Origin of the sequence: Oleispirillum naphthae (genome assembly GCA_027864655.1) — a bacterium.
In the GTDB taxonomy this organism is placed as follows: domain Bacteria; phylum Pseudomonadota; class Alphaproteobacteria; order Rhodospirillales; family Rhodospirillaceae; genus Oleispirillum; species Oleispirillum naphthae.
The window spans coordinates 1-15684 of the sequence record JAQAZG010000015.1 but is presented as its reverse complement, the minus strand read 5'-3'; the positions used below and the strand labels follow the sequence as shown (position 1 = coordinate 15684).

14 protein-coding genes are annotated in these 15684 nt (G+C 70.5%); 9 read left to right on the top strand and 5 right to left on the bottom strand.

Going from position 1 to position 15684, the window contains the following annotated elements:
* The first annotated feature begins 2 nt into the window (after positions 1-2).
* The 5 genes from panC to O7R11_RS14020 all read left to right on the top strand — a co-directional run bounded on the left by panC (position 3) and on the right by O7R11_RS14020 (position 5172).
* Entirely contained in the window at positions 3-866 is an 864-nt protein-coding gene (gene panC / locus O7R11_RS14040; protein WP_337998164.1) for a pantoate--beta-alanine ligase, read from the top strand.
* 28 nt (positions 867-894) lie between these two features.
* Positions 895-1137 (top strand): hypothetical protein, encoded by a 243-nt coding sequence (locus O7R11_RS14035; protein ID WP_337998163.1) that lies wholly within the window; start codon positions 895-897, stop codon positions 1135-1137.
* A gap of 95 nt (positions 1138-1232) precedes the next feature.
* Entirely contained in the window at positions 1233-3122 is a 1890-nt protein-coding gene (locus O7R11_RS14030; protein ID WP_337998162.1) for a Crp/Fnr family transcriptional regulator, read from the top strand.
* The gene (locus O7R11_RS14025; RefSeq protein WP_337998161.1) at positions 3119-4525 is read left to right on the top strand and encodes a tetratricopeptide repeat protein; all 1407 of its coding nucleotides are present in this window, start codon (positions 3119-3121) and stop codon (positions 4523-4525) included. The genes O7R11_RS14030 and O7R11_RS14025 overlap by 4 nt, the downstream gene beginning before the upstream one ends.
* Positions 4526-4527: 2 nt before the next feature.
* Complete coding sequence (locus O7R11_RS14020; RefSeq protein ID WP_337998160.1) at positions 4528-5172, top strand: GntR family transcriptional regulator; 645 nt, start codon at positions 4528-4530, stop codon at positions 5170-5172.
* On the opposite strand, the gene O7R11_RS14015 is transcribed toward O7R11_RS14020, so the two are convergent.
* The 5 genes from O7R11_RS14015 to O7R11_RS13995 all read right to left on the bottom strand — a co-directional run bounded on the left by O7R11_RS14015 (position 5157) and on the right by O7R11_RS13995 (position 8642).
* A complete protein-coding gene (locus tag O7R11_RS14015) occupies positions 5157-5981 on the bottom strand; it encodes an ABC transporter substrate-binding protein (protein ID WP_337998159.1) in 825 nt (274 codons plus the stop codon). The two genes, O7R11_RS14020 and O7R11_RS14015, sit on opposite strands and share 16 nt — an antisense overlap.
* Positions 5978-6814, bottom strand: coding sequence for an energy-coupling factor ABC transporter ATP-binding protein (locus tag O7R11_RS14010; RefSeq protein WP_337998158.1), 837 nt, complete (start codon positions 6812-6814; stop codon positions 5978-5980). The genes O7R11_RS14015 and O7R11_RS14010 overlap by 4 nt, the downstream gene beginning before the upstream one ends.
* A complete protein-coding gene (gene cbiQ / locus O7R11_RS14005) occupies positions 6807-7565 on the bottom strand; it encodes a cobalt ECF transporter T component CbiQ (protein ID WP_337998157.1) in 759 nt (252 codons plus the stop codon). Before cbiQ ends, O7R11_RS14010 begins: the two co-directional genes overlap by 8 nt.
* Before the next feature lie 103 nt (positions 7566-7668).
* On the bottom strand, positions 7669-7971 hold the full coding sequence (locus tag O7R11_RS14000) for an energy-coupling factor ABC transporter substrate-binding protein (RefSeq protein ID WP_337998156.1): 303 nt from the start codon (positions 7969-7971) through the stop codon (positions 7669-7671).
* Entirely contained in the window at positions 7968-8642 is a 675-nt protein-coding gene (locus tag O7R11_RS13995; RefSeq protein WP_337998155.1) for an energy-coupling factor ABC transporter permease, read from the bottom strand. The genes O7R11_RS14000 and O7R11_RS13995 overlap by 4 nt, the downstream gene beginning before the upstream one ends.
* Positions 8643-8899: 257 nt before the next feature.
* Between O7R11_RS13995 and O7R11_RS13990 the strand changes: the two genes are divergently transcribed.
* The 4 genes from O7R11_RS13990 to O7R11_RS13975 all read left to right on the top strand — a co-directional run.
* The gene (locus O7R11_RS13990; protein ID WP_337998154.1) at positions 8900-10231 is read left to right on the top strand and encodes a cryptochrome/photolyase family protein; all 1332 of its coding nucleotides are present in this window, start codon (positions 8900-8902) and stop codon (positions 10229-10231) included.
* 135 nt (positions 10232-10366) lie between these two features.
* Entirely contained in the window at positions 10367-11473 is a 1107-nt protein-coding gene (locus O7R11_RS13985) for an efflux RND transporter periplasmic adaptor subunit (protein ID WP_337998153.1), read from the top strand.
* Positions 11474-11485: 12 nt separating this feature from the next.
* On the top strand, positions 11486-14542 hold the full coding sequence (locus O7R11_RS13980) for an efflux RND transporter permease subunit (protein ID WP_337998152.1): 3057 nt from the start codon (positions 11486-11488) through the stop codon (positions 14540-14542).
* A gap of 561 nt (positions 14543-15103) precedes the next feature.
* Positions 15104-15684: SLC13 family permease (locus tag O7R11_RS13975; RefSeq protein WP_337998151.1), on the top strand; the 581-nt coding region annotated here is incomplete at its 3' end.

Genomic DNA, 15684 nt, shown 5'->3' with positions numbered 1-15684 from the left:
CGATGAACGGAAACCTCGCACCGACCCCGGCGGTCCGCCGCGTCGCCGAGCTGCGGGCGCGCATCGCCGACTGGCGCGCCAAGGGGCAGTCTGTGGGCCTGGTGCCGACCATGGGGGCGCTGCACGAGGGGCATCTCTCGCTGGTGCGCGCGGCGCAGAAGGTGGTGAACAGGGTGGTGGTGTCGATCTTCGTCAACCCCACGCAGTTCGGCCCGAGCGAGGACCTCGCCGCCTATCCCCGCCGCGAGGAGGAAGACCGCGCGAAGCTCGCCTCGGCGGGCGCGGCGCTCGCCTTCGTGCCGACGGTGGAGGAGATGTATCCCCGCGGCTTTTCCACCGCGATCTCGGTTTCCGGGGTTTCCGAGGGGCTGTGCGGCGCGTCGCGTCCCGGCCACTTCGCCGGGGTGGCGACGGTGGTGGGCAAGCTTCTGTTGCAGGTGACGCCCGATGTCGCGGCCTTCGGCGAGAAGGACTATCAGCAGTTGCAGGTGATCCGCCGCCTGGTGCGCGACCTCGACATTCCGGTGACCGTCCTCGGCGTGCCCACGGTGCGCGAGGAAGACGGTCTGGCGATGTCGTCGCGCAATGCCTATCTGTCGGCGGAGGAACGCGCCGCAGCCCCGGCGCTCTACCGTGCGCTCAAGGATGCCGCCGCCGCGATCGAAGGCGGCATGGCGGTGGCGGACGCGCTGGCGGCGGGGCGGCAGGCGATCCTTTCGGCCGGGTTCGCCGCCATCGATTATCTGGAGCTGCGCGCGGCGGACGGCCTCGCGCCGATGGAGACCACCGGGCGGCCGGGCCGGTTGCTGGCTGCGGCGCGCCTGGGGCGGACGCGGCTGATCGACAACGTCGCGGTGGCGGCGTGAGGCACCATTTGCGCGCGGAGGGTAGAGCGTGAGTACCGAAGGCGAGATGCACGACGAGATCAACACCCTGGTCGGCAGCCTGGCGAAGGCCTACGACATCGAGGGCACGGAGGCGGCGCGCGCGGTGGAGAACGGCTCGATGACCATCGAGCTCGGCATCGACGCGGCGGGCGACAAGTACATCAAGGCGACCTTCCGCGGCAAGGTGGCGGTGGTCTACCCCGGCGGCGCCAAGGTGGAAATGGACGCCAAGGCCAGGAAGCATTCCTGACGGTTTTTCCGAAAGTGCATGCAGCGGCGTGATATGGCTTGCGTTTTCGCGGCGCATCCGTTGAATCGGAGGGGCGTGGCGGCGAGGGCGGTACGGTGAAGGACACGACGCGGCAGTATCGGGACGGCGAGGTGATCTTCCGCGAGGGGGATGCCAGCCTCGCGGTGTTCGTCGTGCGCAAGGGGCGGGTGCGCCTGGTCAAGTCCGGCGCGGGCGGCGGCGTGGTGCTGGCGACGCTGGGCAAGGACGAAATGTTCGGCGAGATGGGCATTCTCGACGGCGTCGGGCGCACCGCCACGGCGGTGGCCGAGGGCGCGGTTTCCGCCGCCGTGGTGCCGCGCCGCGATTTTCTCGACCGGCTGCAGAAGGAGCCGGATCTCGCCTACCGGGTGATGCTGAAACTGGTGGAGCGCCTGCGCGCCGCCGACGAGCGCCTGGCCCGCGCCGCGCCGCCGGACGCCCTGCCGCAGGCGGTGACTGCGGAGCCCGATCCCCCCGCGTCCGCGCCGGACCCCGCGCCCGCCGATGCGGCGGAGGATGCCCGCCGCGACGCCCCGGCGAAGGCCGGGCTGCTCACCCGGCTGTTCGGGCGGAACAAGGGCGAGGCGGCGGAGCCGCCGCCGCCGCAAGGGCCGCTCAAGGTGCTGATCGCGCGTTTCTCCGATGCGCCGCCGGAGGCCGCGGCCCTGCTCGAAACCCTGTCCGCCACCCTGCAACTCATCCCCGGCGCGCTGGTGCGCCGCCTCGACGAGGCGGTGGCCTGGCCCGAGGGCGTCACCGATCCGGAGGCGGCGCGCCTCGCCGCCGCGCAGGCCGCGGCGGCGCTGCTGGCGTCGCGCGGCGGCGACGTGCTGGTGTGGGGCCGCTACGAGACCATCGGCCATCTGCTGGAGGTGCGCGTCGCCGCGGCCGCCGCGCCGCACGAACTGCGCCTCGGGCGGGTGCCGCCGGTGGGCGGGGTGTTCGTGCCGATGGAGGCGATGGTGGAGCCGCTGCCCGCGCTGATCCGCGCGATGACGGTGGCCGCGGCGCTGGCCGAGGGCGGCCGCCGCGACGCGGAGATCTTCGCCTGCCTCGCCGACGACGTGCTCGCCGCCGCCGAGGGGCTGAAGCGCGCGGTCGCGGGCCTCGCCGCGGCGGAGCAGGCGGCGGCGATGGTCGCCTGGGGCTGCGCCGCGGCGCTCGCCGCGGGCGGCCCGGAAGTGCCGGAGGACCTCTGGGCGCTCGCCGCCAAGACCTTCGACGAGGCGGCGCGCCGCCTGCCGCGCACCGCGCGCCACGACTGGGCCGACGTGTTCATCGGCCGCGCGCTCCTGGAGTGCGCCCATGCCGAGCGCGGCGGCGCGGCGCCCCCGCCGCCCGCCACGCCGTGGGACGGCCCCGCCGACGGCCTGCGCCTGGCGCTGGAAGGGGTGCGGCGGGAGGAACGGCCCTGGGACTGGGCGCTGTTGAACGAACGCCTCGGCCTCATCGCCTACCGCCAGGCGCTCGCCTCCGGCGACGAGGCGCACTTCAAGGCGGCGCTGGCGCACTACCAGGCGGCGATCCAGGTCTACACGCGGGCCGAATTCCCGCAGAAGTGGGCGGACATCGTTTCCGCCCTCGCCCAGGCGCTACAGGTCTACGGCAACCTGCTCGCCAGCGTTCCGGCGCTGGAGCGCGCGGTGGAGCTGTCGCGCGCCGCGCTCGAGGTGCGCACCGAGGAGTCCGCGCCGCTGCTCTGGGCGGCGACGCAGAACACCCTCGGCTCCGCGCTGTTCCTGCTGGCGAAGCGCCGCGACGATGCGGAGAACTTCCAGGCGGCGGCGGATGCCTTCCGCGCCGCGCTCGGGGCGTACCAGGTCAACGGCCAGGCGCGCCCCGCGGCGATCGTGGAGAAGAACCTGGCGCGCGCCGAGGAGGCCTGCCGCGGCCGCGCGCGCCGCGATGAAAAGCGCGCCCAGCCGGAGTGGGCGGACGGCGCGCCACGGGAGGACGTGCCGTGAGCAAGTTGCCGCCGGAGATGCAGAAGCTGTGGGACGACGCGACGGCGGCGCTTTCCGCCGGGCGCAACGCCGAGGCGGCGGCGGCGCTGCAGCGCCTGCTGCGCGCCGCGCCGGGCCATGCCCAGGGGTGGAACAACCTCGGCGTGGCGCTGCGCCGCCTGCGCCGCTGGGATGCGGCGGAGGCGGCCTTCGCCCGCGGCATCGCGCTGCCCGGCGGCGATGCCGAATCGGCGTGGTCGAACCTCGGCAACGCGCTGCGCGACGGCGGCCGCTTCGCCCAGGCGGAGGCCGCCTTCAAGCAGGCCCGCGCCAAGGGCGACAGCCCCGGCACCCGCTACAACTATTCCCTGCTGCTGCGCGACATGAACCGGGTGGAGGAGGCCGCGGCGCTGCTCGGCCCGATCGTCGCGGCGGACCCCGGCAACGCGCAGTACCGCTGGGATTATTCCCTGATGCGCCTGCAACTCGGCGACTGGGCGCAGGGTTTCGCCGATTACGAGGCGCGCTGGCGGCTTCCCGGCGTGCCCCCGCCGCCTTCCGACAAACCGCGCTGGGGCGGCGAGGCGCTGGCCGGGCGCACCCTCCTCATCCTCGGCGAGCAGGGCATGGGCGACGTCATCCAGTTTGCCCGCTTCATCCCGCTGATCGAGCCGGACGGCGGGCGCATCCTCTTGCGCCTGCGCAAGCCGCTGCTGCGCCTGTTCGCTCTGGCCCCGGCGCTGTCCGCGGTGGAGATCGTCTCCGAGGATGCGCCGATACCGGACCACGACCTGGCGATCCCGGTGGGCAGCCTGCCGCTGGCGCTTGCCGCGCGGCCCGAAACCCTGCCGCCGCCGCTCTCCTTCGCGCTGCCGGAGGAAATGGTGACCGCCGCCGCCGCGGCGTTTCCGCCGCGCGGCGGGCGCAAGCGGGTGGGCCTGGTGTGGGCGGGCAGCCCGGGGCACCGCAACGACCGCAACCGCTCCACCGAGCCCAAGACCTTTCTGCCGCTGTTCGCCCATCCGGGGGTGGATCTCTACGCCCTACAGGTGGGGGAGCGCGCCGCCGATCTCGGGAAGAGCGGCCTCGGCGCGCTGCTCACCGATCTTTCGGGGCGGCTTGCGGACTTTCTCGACACCGCGGCGCACCTGCGCCACCTCGACCTTCTGGTGGCGGTGGATACCGGCACGGCGCACCTCGCGGGCAGCCTCGGCCTGCCCACCATCGTGGCGATGCCGCAGGCGGTGGACTGGCGCTGGGGCGCCGACGGCGCCGCCACCCCCTGGTACGCCTCGCTGCGCCTCGCGCGGCAGCCGCGCCAGGGCGACTGGGCGGGCGCGATGGCGCGGGTGATGGCGATGATCGCGCCGCGCCCGCAGCCGCCGCAGGAAAAGCCGAAGCCGAAGCAGGAGAAGAAAGACTAGCCATGTCGCTTGCCGATCACGTCAGCGCCGCCCTGGAGCGGGAGATCGTTCTCGGAGACCTTGCGCCCGGGCTGCACCTCGACGAGGGCAGCCTGGCGGCGCGCTTCGGCACCTCGCGCACGCCGGTGCGCGAGGCGCTCAACCGCCTTGCGGTGTGCGGCCTGGTGGAGCTGCGCCCGCGGCGCGGCGCGGTGGTCGCCGGGGTGTCGGAAGAGGTGATGACGCAGCGCTTCGAGGCTCTGGCGGGGCTGGAAGGGCTGTGCGCCTATTACGCGGCGCTGCGGATGACCGCGGAGGAACGCCTCGCCCTGCACGACGCGCACCGGCGCTGCCGCGCGCCCGCCTCCGCCGGGGACTACCTGCGCTACGACGCGGCGGACATGATCTTCCACCGCCTGATCCTGGAAGGCTGCCGCAACGACATCCTGATCGAGCAGACGCTCGCGGTGCGCCGCCTGCTCAAACCCTGGCGGCGGTTGCAGTTCTATTCGGCGGGGCGGATCGAGGCGTCCTACGGCGAGCACGAGGCGATCGTCACGGCGATCCGCGACGGCGACAGCCCCCAGGCCGAGCGCCTGACCCGCGCCCATGTGAACCACCAGGGCCAGGCCGCCGACCGCATGGTCGCGGCTCAGTCGATGCCGTAGATCGACGGCGGCACCACCTGCCTGGGCGTGGGCGCATCCACCTTGCCCGGCACCACGTCGCCCCAGTAGCGCGGGTTGGCGGCGTAGAGCACGCCGCGCTTGCCGGTCTCCGCCACCACCAGGGGGCCGGTGCCCACCGGGTGCGCGGCGATGCGCTGCGGCGTGCCCGCCGCCTCCATGGCGTCGGCGTATTCGGCGGAGCGGATCGAGGCGAAATCCATGCTGAGGTTGGCGAGGAACCTGGGGTAGGCCACCGAGAGATGGAACACCACGCGGTCGGTCTCGGTCTTCGACACCATTTCCAGCAGATCGCCCATGCCCGCCCTGGCGTAGTCGGTGTCGGTGCGGTTCCGGTTTTCCTTCATCAGCGCGCCGAAGGTGTGGAGCACGTCGCGCGCGTCGAAATAGCGCCTCGGCGAGAACCCCGGCGCGGCGTGGAAGGCGACGCCGTGGCGCAGGATGAAGGTGTAGGTGGTGCCTTCGTCCGAAACCTCCCAACGGGTGGCGAGGCCGGGCACGATGCGGCCGCTGCGGCGGTCGTACTCCACCAGACGGTCGAACACGTGGCGGACGGCGATGCCGCGCGGGTCGGGGGCGGAGGCGAAGGCGGCGGGACCGGGCACGCTCGCCGCCGCGGCGCAGCCCGGCGCGGTGTCCGCCGGCGCGGGCTTGCCCGGCTCGACCAGAACGCCCGGGTCGGGCGAAAAGCGCGATGCGATGACGGCGAGAATGCCGACCGCGGCCAGCACCACGGCGCCGCGGCCGTAGCCCTTGAACCGGCCGGGTTCCTTGAAGTCGTCGAAGTTCATCGCGCTTCCTCCCCGTTCAGCCGGGCGAGAAGCGCGGCGCGGTCGCGCGGCAAGGGCGCGCCCGGCGCATACCCCGGCAGGCGGCGCGCCACCTCGGCGATCAGGGGGGGCGCGAGGCCGAGCGGCTTCAGCAGCGCCGCATCCAGCAGAATTTCCTCCGCCGTGCCCTGGCGCACCACCTTGCCTTCCTGGAACAGCGCCACGTCGTCGGCCCACGCCCAGGCGAAGTCGATGTCGTGGGTGGAGAACACCAGGGTGGTGCCCGCGGCGTGCAGGTCGGCGAGCGCGTAGAGCAGGTGGCGCTCGCCGGAAGGGTCGAGCCCGGCGGTGGGCTCGTCGAGGACGATGACGCTCGGGCGCATCGCCACGATCCCGGCGATGGCGACGCGCTTCTTCTGGCCGAAGCTCAGCATGTGGGTGGGCCGCTCGACGACGTGGGAAAGCCGCATCGCGGCGATCGCCTCGGAAACCCGGGCGCGCGCCTCCTCCTCGGAAAGGCCGAGGTTGAGCGGGCCGAAGGAGATGTCCTGGCGCACGCTGGCGGAGAACAGCTGGTCGTCCGCCTCCTGCAACACCAGGCCCACCGCGGCGCGCCAGGCGCGCAGGGCGGCCCGGGTGTAGCCCGCGGCGGCGCCGTCGAGCCGCACCTCGCCCGCCTTGGGCCGCAGCGTGCCGTTCAAGTGCAGCAGCAGGGTGGTCTTGCCCGCGCCGTTGGGGCCGAGGATGGCGAGCCTGCGGCCGCGCGCGACGGTGAGGTCGAGGCCGGAAAGCGCGGCGATGCCGCCGGGATAATCGTAGGAGAGGCCGCGCGCTTCGAGGATCGGCTCAGACATGGATCAGGCGCTCCGCGGCGAAACCGCATGCAAGAAGGAGAAGAAGTCCCGCGGCGATCAGGGCCAGGCGCGCCGCCGCGGCGGGGGCGTCGTCTTCCGGCAGCACCGGCAGGTCGCCCTCGAAGCCGCGCGCGGCGAGCCCGGTCTCCATCCTGCGGGCGCGGGTCATCGCGCGGGCGAACAGGGCGGCGGCCAGCTCGCCGAGGGAATGCACGGCGCGCCGCCACCCGGCATGGCCGAGGCGCGCCGCCTGGGCGTGGTATCCGGCGGCGGCGGTCTCGGCGAAGACGAAGATCAGGCGGTAGGTGAGCAGCATGATCTCGACCAGGAAGGCGGGCACGCCGATGCGCCTGAGCTGCGGGATCATCGCGTGCGCCGGGGTGGTGAGGATGAGGAGCGCGAGCCACGCGGTGGCCCCGGCGGCGCGGGCGAACAGCGCGGCGGCGACCGGGGCCTGGTCCGGCCGCCAGGAGACTGTGACGCCGGGCGCGAACCCCACGGAGATCATCAGCATCGGCAGGCTGGCGGCGAGAAAGCCGAGCGGCAGGGCGAGCACGCCGAAGAACGCCCGCGCGGGCAGGCGCGCCGCGGCGAGCGCCAGGGCGCAGGCGGCGGCGAAGGCGAGCACGCCGGAAAACGGCGCAGGCCCGGCGAGGCAGACGGCGAGCCCGCCGAGGCAGAGCAGAAGCTTCTCCGTCGTCGGGCGCCGCGACCAGCGGCTGGTATGGGCGATGCGGTCGATCAGATGCATGGCACTTTTTCCGGTTTCCCGCGGCGGCGCGCAAGGTCTATCCGGCGTCCGGGCGAAAAAACCGCCCCGGCGGGACCGGGGCGGAGCCACGAGGAGGAAAGGATCAGTCCTTTTTCGCGCCCCTGGCCATGCCGCGGCGCAGGCCGATGTAGTAGGCGAGAATGCCGGTGCCGAGAGAGGCCTGCAGGGCGAACAGCAGGCTCTCGATCTCGCCGCTCGGCGGCTCCCAGATCGAGGAGAACCAGGGCTTGTAGTCGGGGGCGACCTCGGCGATCACGCCCTCCGCCTTGTCGTCGGAGCCGCCGAAGGGCTCGTCCATGGATTCCGCGATCGGCAGGGCGAGCGGCACCACCACGATCAGCGCCACCAGGGCGATCAGGAAGGTGTTGTTGCGCAGGAGATTCATGCCGAGGCTCCCTGGTTGATCACGTTGAGGCTCTTGAGTTCGCCTTCGCTGTAGCGGGTCAGCAGGTTCATCACCACGACGGTGAGCAGGCCCTCGGCGATGGCGAGCGGCACCTGGGTCATCGCGAAGATGCCGAGGAACTTGGCCGCCGAACCGGCGATGCCGCCCGCCGGATCGGGGAAGGCGAGCGCAAGCTGGAGGGCGGTGGTGCAATAGGTGGCGAAGTCGCCGAGCGTCGCGGCGAGGAACACCGCGGCCTGAAGGCTGCCGCCCGCGCCGCGCACCGCCTTGTAGATGCCGTAGGAGACGAAGGGCCCGACGATGCCCATGGAGAAGACGTTGGCCCCCAGCGTGGTCAGCCCGCCGTGGGCGAGCAGCAGCGCCTGGAAGAGAAGAACGATGGTGCCCATCACCGCCATCACCGACGGGCCGAACAGCACCGCGCCGAGGCCGGTGCCGGTGGGATGCGAGCAGCTTCCGGTGACCGAAGGCATCTTGAGCGCCGAGAGCACGAAGGCGAAAGCGCCGCTGGAGGCCAGCAGCAGCTTGGCGTTGGGGTGCTCCTCGACGATCTTCTTGACCCGCCAGGCGCCGTAGGCGACCACCGGCGCGGACGCCGCGGCCCAGCCCACGCAGTGCGCCGCGGGCAGGAAACCTTCCATGATGTGCATAGAAAACAGCCCCTCTTGCTTGCTCGAGGGTCTCGCGCCGCCCGCTCCCCGCCGGTGGCGCGCGCCCTCCCCCAGAAAACGGCATCTGTGTAGTCTCGGCGGCGGCGGCGGGTCAACAGTTTTGTTACGCAATAGCGTTATGCATGTAATCTTATAACATTTTTACCTCCGCCGCGCCGCGCCGCGGCCGCCGTTCCGGCCCCTTGCCGCCGACTCGGGATGGCCCCACATGCCCGAAGAGACGAGGAGAAGGCGCGATGACGGCAGTGGTGTGGTTCCGCGACGACTTGCGCCTGTCCGGCCATGCCGCCCTGGCGGCGGCGGGGCGGGCGGCGCCCGCGTTCGTGCTGGATGCGGGGTTCGCCGGCCTCGGCGGCGCGGCGAAGTGGTGGCTGCACCATGGGCTGGCGGCGCTCGCCGCCGACATCGCGGCGCGCGGCGGGCGGCTGGTCCTGGCGCGCGGCGAGGCGGGCGCGGCGCTGGCGGAGATCGCCGCCGCGGCCGGGGCGGATGCGGTGCACGCCCATGCCGCGCGCATCCCGGCGGAGCGCGCGGCGCAGGAGGAAGCCCGCCGGGTTCTCGCCGCGCATGGCGTGCGCCTGGTGCTGCACGCGGGCGCGCTGCTGCACGACCCGGCCTCCCTGCGCAGCGGCGCGGGCACGCCGTACGCGGTGTTCACGCCGTTCTGGCGCGCCTTTGCGGCGCGGGAGGAGGCGTGGCTGTCCGCCCCGGCGGCGGCGGAGCCGCGCTTCGCGCCGGGGCCGCAGGGCCTGGCGTTGGATGACCTCGGCCTGCTGCCGGACCACCCCTGGGGGGACAAGCTCGCCGCCCGCTGGAAGGTGGGGGAGGCGGCGGCGGAGCGCCGCCTGGAGGATTTCGTGGCGGAGGGGCTGGCGGCCTACGCGCGCGGCCGCGACCGCCCGGACCTTTCCGCCACCTCGCGGCTGTCGCCGCACCTGCGCTGGGGCCACCTCTCCCCCCACCGGGTGTGGCGGCGGGTGCGCGCGGCGATGGACGCCGACCCGGCGGCGCAACCCGGCGGCTGGGCCTTCCTGCGGCAACTCGCCTGGCGGGAGTTCGCCCACCACGTGCTCGCCGCGCACCCGCAGATGGCGTGCGAGAACATCAAACCCGGCTTCGACGCCTTCCCCTGGGTCGAGGACGCGGCGGCGTTCGCCCGCTGGACGCGGGGAGAGACCGGCTACCCCCTGGTGGACGCGGCGATGCGCGAGCTGTGGGCCACCGGCTGGATGCACAACCGCGGGCGCATGGTCGCCGCCTCCTTCCTGGTCAAGCACCTGCGCTGCGACTGGCGCGCCGGGCTCGCCTGGTTCGACGATGCCCTGGTGGACGCCGACCCGGCGCTCGACCCCTTCGGCTGGCAGTGGGTGGCGGGCTCCGGCGCAGACGCCGCGCCCTATTTCCGCATCTTCAACCCGGTCCTCCAGGCGCAGAAGTTCGACCCCGAGGGGGCCTACCGGGCGCGCTGGGGCGCGGTTGCGGGACCGCCGCCGATGGTGGAGCACGGCGCGGCGCGGGCGGCGGCGCTCGACGCCTGGCGCGGCCTTGCAAAAAATTCACATAACTAGGTTGTGTTTTTCCGCGACTCCGGAGAAACTGCCGCCTCCTCCGGTCTGGCGCGGCGCCATGCGGCGTCTTATGTGAGGAGTTCTGTGCCCGCGCGCGGGCCGGGGTTTGGGTATCGCAGTTGCGACGGAGGGGTCATGAAGCGCGGTGTCGTGGTGGTGTCCGGTGTGGCCGTGGCGCTGGCGGGGTTGTTCGGGTTTGCGATGTTCAAGGAGCGCGCGGTCAACGCCTACCTGAAGAACCGCCCCGAGCCCGTGGTCTCCGTCGATGTGGTGAAGGTGGAGGCCCGCTCCTGGGCGCGGGCGATCCCCGCCACCGGACGGCTGGAAGCGGTGAACGGCGTGGACGTGGCCGCCGAGGTGGCGGGCCGCGTCGTCGCCATCGGCTTCACCTCCGGCCAGGCGGTGACGGCGGGGACCTCTCTCGCGCGGCTGGATACGGATGTGGAGCGCGCGCAGCTGCAATCGGCGCGCGCCCAGGTGCGCCTCAGCAAGCTCACCGCCGAGCGCTACCGCAGCCTGCGGCGCACCGACGCCGCCTCGCAGGCGAAGCTGGACGAGGCGGAGGCCAACCTCTCGATGTCCGAGGCGGAGGTCAGCCGCCTCGAACGCACCATAGAGAAAAAGGACATCAAGGCGCCGTTCGCCGGCGTTCTCGGCATCAACCGCCTCGACATCGGCCAGTACGTCACCGCGGGCGCCCAGGTGACGACGCTGCAGGACCTTTCGGCGATGTTGATGGACTTCTCGGTGTCGCAGAAGTACCTGCCGCAGATCTCGGTGGGGCAGGCGGTGGAGATCACCGTCGATGCCTATCCGGAGCGCACCTTCAGCGGGCGGCTTTCCGCCATCGAGCCGAAGGTGGACCAGGCGAGCGGCCTGATCGCGGTGCAGGCGTCCTTCCCCAATGCCGACGGGCTGCTGCGGCCGGGCATGTACGCCAAGGTGCGCGCCGTGCTGCCGGTGGAGGAGAACCGCCTGGTGGTGCCGCAGACCGCGGTGAGCTATTCGCTCTACGGCGATTTCATCTACGTGGTGCGCCCGGACGACAAGGGCGAGCCGCGCGCCCACCAGGTGGTGGTGAAGGTGATCGACCGCCACGACAATCTGGCGCAGATCGAGGGCGGCGTGAAGGCCGGGGAGGAGATCGTCTCCTCCGGCGCGGTGCGCCTCTCCAACGGTTCGAAGGTGAAGGTTGCGGAAAAGACGGTTCTGCGATCCAAGCCCGACGTCGGCCTGGACTGAGGACGCCCGCACATGCGTTTCACCGATATCTTCATCAAGCGGCCGGTCCTCGCATCGGTGGTCAGCCTGCTGATCCTGCTTTTGGGTCTCAAGGCCCTCACCGGCATGCAGGTGCGCCAGTACCCCAAGATCGACACCACGGTGATCACCGTGACCACCACCTATTCGGGGGCGGACGCGGCGCTGATCCAGGGTTTCGTCACCGACCCGATCCAGAAGGCGGTGGCCAAGGCCGACGGCATCGACTACATCACCTCCACCAGCCGCGGCGGCACCAGCGTGGTGACCGCGCGGGTGCGCCTCAACTTCAACCCCAACACCGCGATGACCGAGGTGATGAGCCAGGTCTCGGCGGTGAAGTCGGAGCTTCCGGCGGAGTCCGAAGAGCCGGTGATCGTCAAGCAGGCGGGCCGCGGCACCGCGCTGATGTACCTCTCCTTCACCAGCCCGGAGCTCGCCGGTCCGCAGATCACCGATTATGTGGACCGCGTGGTGCGCCCCAAGCTCGCCACCGTGCCGGGCGTCGCCTCGGTGACGCTTCTGGGCGCGCAGACCTTCGCGATGCGGGTGTGGCTCGACCCCGAGGCGATGGCGCAGCGCGGCATGACCGCCGCCGAGGTCACCGCGGCGCTCACCGCCAACAACTACCAGGCCGCCGCCGGCGCGCTGAAGGGCTACTACGACGCCATCGACATCAAGGCGGGCACCACGGTGGGCGACGTGCCCGCCTTCGAGAACCTGGTGATCCGCACCACCGATGCCGGGCCGGTGCGCCTCAAGGACATCGCCAAGGTGACGCTGGGGGCGGAGAGCACCAACACCCGCGTCATCGCCAACGGCGAGCAGGCGCTGTTCGTCGCCATCGACGGCACGCCGGATTCCAACTCGCTGGACGTGGTGCAGGGCATCTACAAGGTGCTGCCCGACGTGCGGGCCAACCTGCCGCCCGCGATCAAGATGAACGTCAACTACGACTCCACGCGTTTCATCCAGGAGTCGATCCAGGAGGTGATCAAGACCCTCGCCGAGGCGGCGATCATCGTGATCCTGGTGATCCTGATGTTCATGGCGTCGTTCCGCTCGGTGATCATCCCCATCGTCACCATTCCGCTGTCGCTGATCGGCGTCGGCATCGTCATGCTGGCGCTCGGCTTCACCCTCAACCTGATGACGCTGCTCGCCTTCGTTCTCGCCATCGGCCTGGTGGTGGACGACGCGATCGTGGTGGTGGAAAACGTCCACCGCCACATCGAGGAGGGCCACACCCCGTTCGACGCGGCGATTCTCGGCACCCGCGAGATCGCCGGGCCGGTGATCACCATGACCATCACCCTGGCCGCGGTGTACGCGCCGATCGCCTTCCTCGGCGGCCTCACCGGCGCGCTGTTCCTGGAGTTCGCGCTGACCCTGGCCTCCGCGGTGATGGTCTCGGGCGTCGTCGCGCTCACCCTGTCGCCGATGATGTGCTCGAAGATCCTCAAGCCGCAGACCGGCGAGGAACGCCTGGTGAAGCTGGTGGACGCCTCCTTCGGCCGCCTTGCCGCGGCCTACGAGCGCACGCTGGCGAAATCGCTCGCCACGCCCGCCAGCACCCTGGTGCTGGCGGCGATGGTGCTGCTGTCGCTGCCCCTGTTCTTCCGCTTCAGCGCCAGCGAGCTTGCGCCCACCGAGGACAAGGGCTTCGTCATCGCCGACGTCACCGGCCCGGCCTCGGCCAACGTCGATTACATGGTCTCCTACGCGCCGGAGACGACGCGGCTGATCGACGAGCTGCCGGAGAAGCAGATGTTCTTCTTCGTCACCGGCATGGACGCCACCTACAAGGGCATCGGCGGCCTGGTGCTGAAGCCGTGGAGCGAGCGCTCGCGCAACGCCACGCAGATCCAGAACGACATGCAGGCGAAGCTCAACCGCATCCCCGGCCTCAAGATGTCGGCCTTCCAGCTGCCGCCGCTGCCCGGCACCGACGGCATGCCGGTGCAGTACGCGGTGACCACCACCTCGGACTACCGCACCCTCTACGGCGTGATGCAGGACGTGGAAAAGCAGGTCAAGGCCTCCGGCCTCTTCGTGTTCTACGACTTCGACCTGAAGTTCAACCGTCCGGAGCTTGCCGTCACCGTGGACCGCGACAAGGCGGGCGCCTACGGCGTGACGATGAAGGACATCGGCACGACGCTGTCGGCGCTTTATGCCGACGGCTACGTCAACCGCACCGACATCATGAACAAGAGCTACAAGGTGATCCCGCAGGCGCCGCGCGCCTACCGTCTCGACCCCGGCCTGATCGACCGGGCCTACGTGCCGACGCGTTCGGGCGGCGTGGTGCCGCTGTCCAGCGTCGTCTCGGCGGAGGTGACGCCGCAGCCGCAGCAGCTCAACCAGTTCAACCAGCTCAACGCCTTCACCCTGAATGCGGTGCCGATGCCCGGCGTCTCGCTGGGCACGGCGGTGCAGTTCCTCGACAAGATCTCCGCCGAGGTGCTGCCCAAGGGCTTCTACTTCGACTACGCCGGGCAGTCGCGGCAGTACAAGCAGGAAGGCAGCGCGCTGGTCGCCACCTTCGTCTTCGCGCTGATCGTGATCTTCCTGGTGCTCGCCGCGCAGTACGAAAGCGTGCGCGACCCGCTGGTGATCATGACCTCGGTGCCGCTGTCGATCGTCGGCGCGATGACGCCGATCGTCCTGGGGATGACCACCCTCAACATCTATTCCGAGATCGGCCTGGTCACCCTGATCGGCCTGATCACCAAGCACGGCATCCTCATCTGCGAGGTCGCCAAGGTGGAGCAGGAGGGCGGCAAGTCCAAGGCCGAGGCGGTGGCGCACGCCGCGTCGCTGCGGCTGCGGCCGATCCTGATGACCACCGCGGCGATGGTGGCGGGCGTGCTGCCGCTGACCTTCGCCACCGGCGCGGGCGCGGAGAGCCGCTTCGCCATCGGCATCATCATCGCCTGCGGGCTGTCGGTGGGCACGCTGTTCACCCTGTTCGTGCTGCCGGTGATCTACACCTTCCTCGCCGACGACCATCGCGCCAAGTTCCTGGCGCGGCCCAAGGTGCCGGACTGAGGCCTCCCCGCCCGGCGGCACAACCTTCCCAACCCCGCCCGGAGCGATCCGGGCGGGGTTTTCCATGTGCGGCCACACTGGTGCGGCGGCGGTGGCGGCGGCCGGAAGTCATGGCGTTTCGGCAGCCGAACCGCGGCCGTGCGCGGCCTTCGCCACAGATCCGCACAATCCGGTATTTTTTGCCTTTATTTACGCATGACTTCGCCATCAAAGAGAACGACGGCAAGGAACAATTCGTCGTTTTCTATCCATGTCATTATATTTTTTCGTTAAAAAACAGTATATTAGTCTAGATAGAATGTTTCTAAACCTTTATATCATCGCGGCAATAATTTTCTTTTTCTTATATTGACTTCAAAAAATCCCAGGTCCATCAAGGGTATGTGCGCAAGAACGTCAATATTTATGCCGTATATACTTTATTGCCTAAAAGAGCTTACCGTTAAATGACTTGTCAACTCTGCGCTTTCTGGTAATCACGTCATGTGACGGGGTCCTCCGTGCCGTGCGGGATATGACCACGCGGCGGACCCGTCGGTGCAATTTTTGTTGGGGGAAAACATGACGACTTCGTCCAGCGCGGCCGCCCCGGCGGATGCCGGGTATACCGCCGACCGCAAGAAGGAAATCATTGGTTTGTGTTTGGGTGTGGCGGTTCTGCTTTACACCTTGTTCACGGCTCCGCCTCCGGGCTTGAGCGTTCCGGCCTGGAAGACCATCGGCATCAGCCTGCTGATGGCGATCTGGTGGATGACCGAGGCGATTCCGATCGCCTTCACCGCGCTGCTGCCGCTGGTCCTGTTCCCGGTGTTCGGGGTGATCTCCGCGGGCCAGATCGCGCCCAACTATGCGCAGGACACCATCTGGCTGTTCTTCGGCGGCTTCACCATCGCGCACGCGATGGAACTGTGGGGCCTGCACCGGCGCTTCTCGCTGTGGACGCTGAAGATCTGCGGCACCAACCCGAAGATGCTGCTGCTCGGCTTCCTGTTCTCCACCGCCTTCCTTTCGGCGTGGATGTCCAACACCGCCTGCGCCGCGCTGATGATGCCGATCGGCCTCGCCATGGTGAAGATGGTGCAGGAGGGCGAGGGCCGCTCCGAGGTGGAGAAGAAGGCGGCGCTCAACTTCGGCATCTGCGT

Coding starts and splice junctions, on each gene's coding strand:
- panC (WP_337998164.1), top strand. CDS start 3: ATGAACGGAAACCTCGCACCGACCCCGGCGGTCCGCCGCGTCGCCGAG.
- O7R11_RS14020 (WP_337998160.1), top strand. CDS start 4,528: ATGTCGCTTGCCGATCACGTCAGCGCCGCCCTGGAGCGGGAGATCGTT.
- O7R11_RS14015 (WP_337998159.1), bottom strand. CDS start 5,981: ATGAACTTCGACGACTTCAAGGAACCCGGCCGGTTCAAGGGCTACGGC.
- O7R11_RS14010 (WP_337998158.1), bottom strand. CDS start 6,814: ATGTCTGAGCCGATCCTCGAAGCGCGCGGCCTCTCCTACGATTATCCC.
- cbiQ (WP_337998157.1), bottom strand. CDS start 7,565: ATGCATCTGATCGACCGCATCGCCCATACCAGCCGCTGGTCGCGGCGC.
- O7R11_RS14000 (WP_337998156.1), bottom strand. CDS start 7,971: ATGAATCTCCTGCGCAACAACACCTTCCTGATCGCCCTGGTGGCGCTG.
- O7R11_RS13995 (WP_337998155.1), bottom strand. CDS start 8,642: ATGCACATCATGGAAGGTTTCCTGCCCGCGGCGCACTGCGTGGGCTGG.
- O7R11_RS13990 (WP_337998154.1), top strand. CDS start 8,900: ATGACGGCAGTGGTGTGGTTCCGCGACGACTTGCGCCTGTCCGGCCAT.
- O7R11_RS13985 (WP_337998153.1), top strand. CDS start 10,367: ATGAAGCGCGGTGTCGTGGTGGTGTCCGGTGTGGCCGTGGCGCTGGCG.
- O7R11_RS13980 (WP_337998152.1), top strand. CDS start 11,486: ATGCGTTTCACCGATATCTTCATCAAGCGGCCGGTCCTCGCATCGGTG.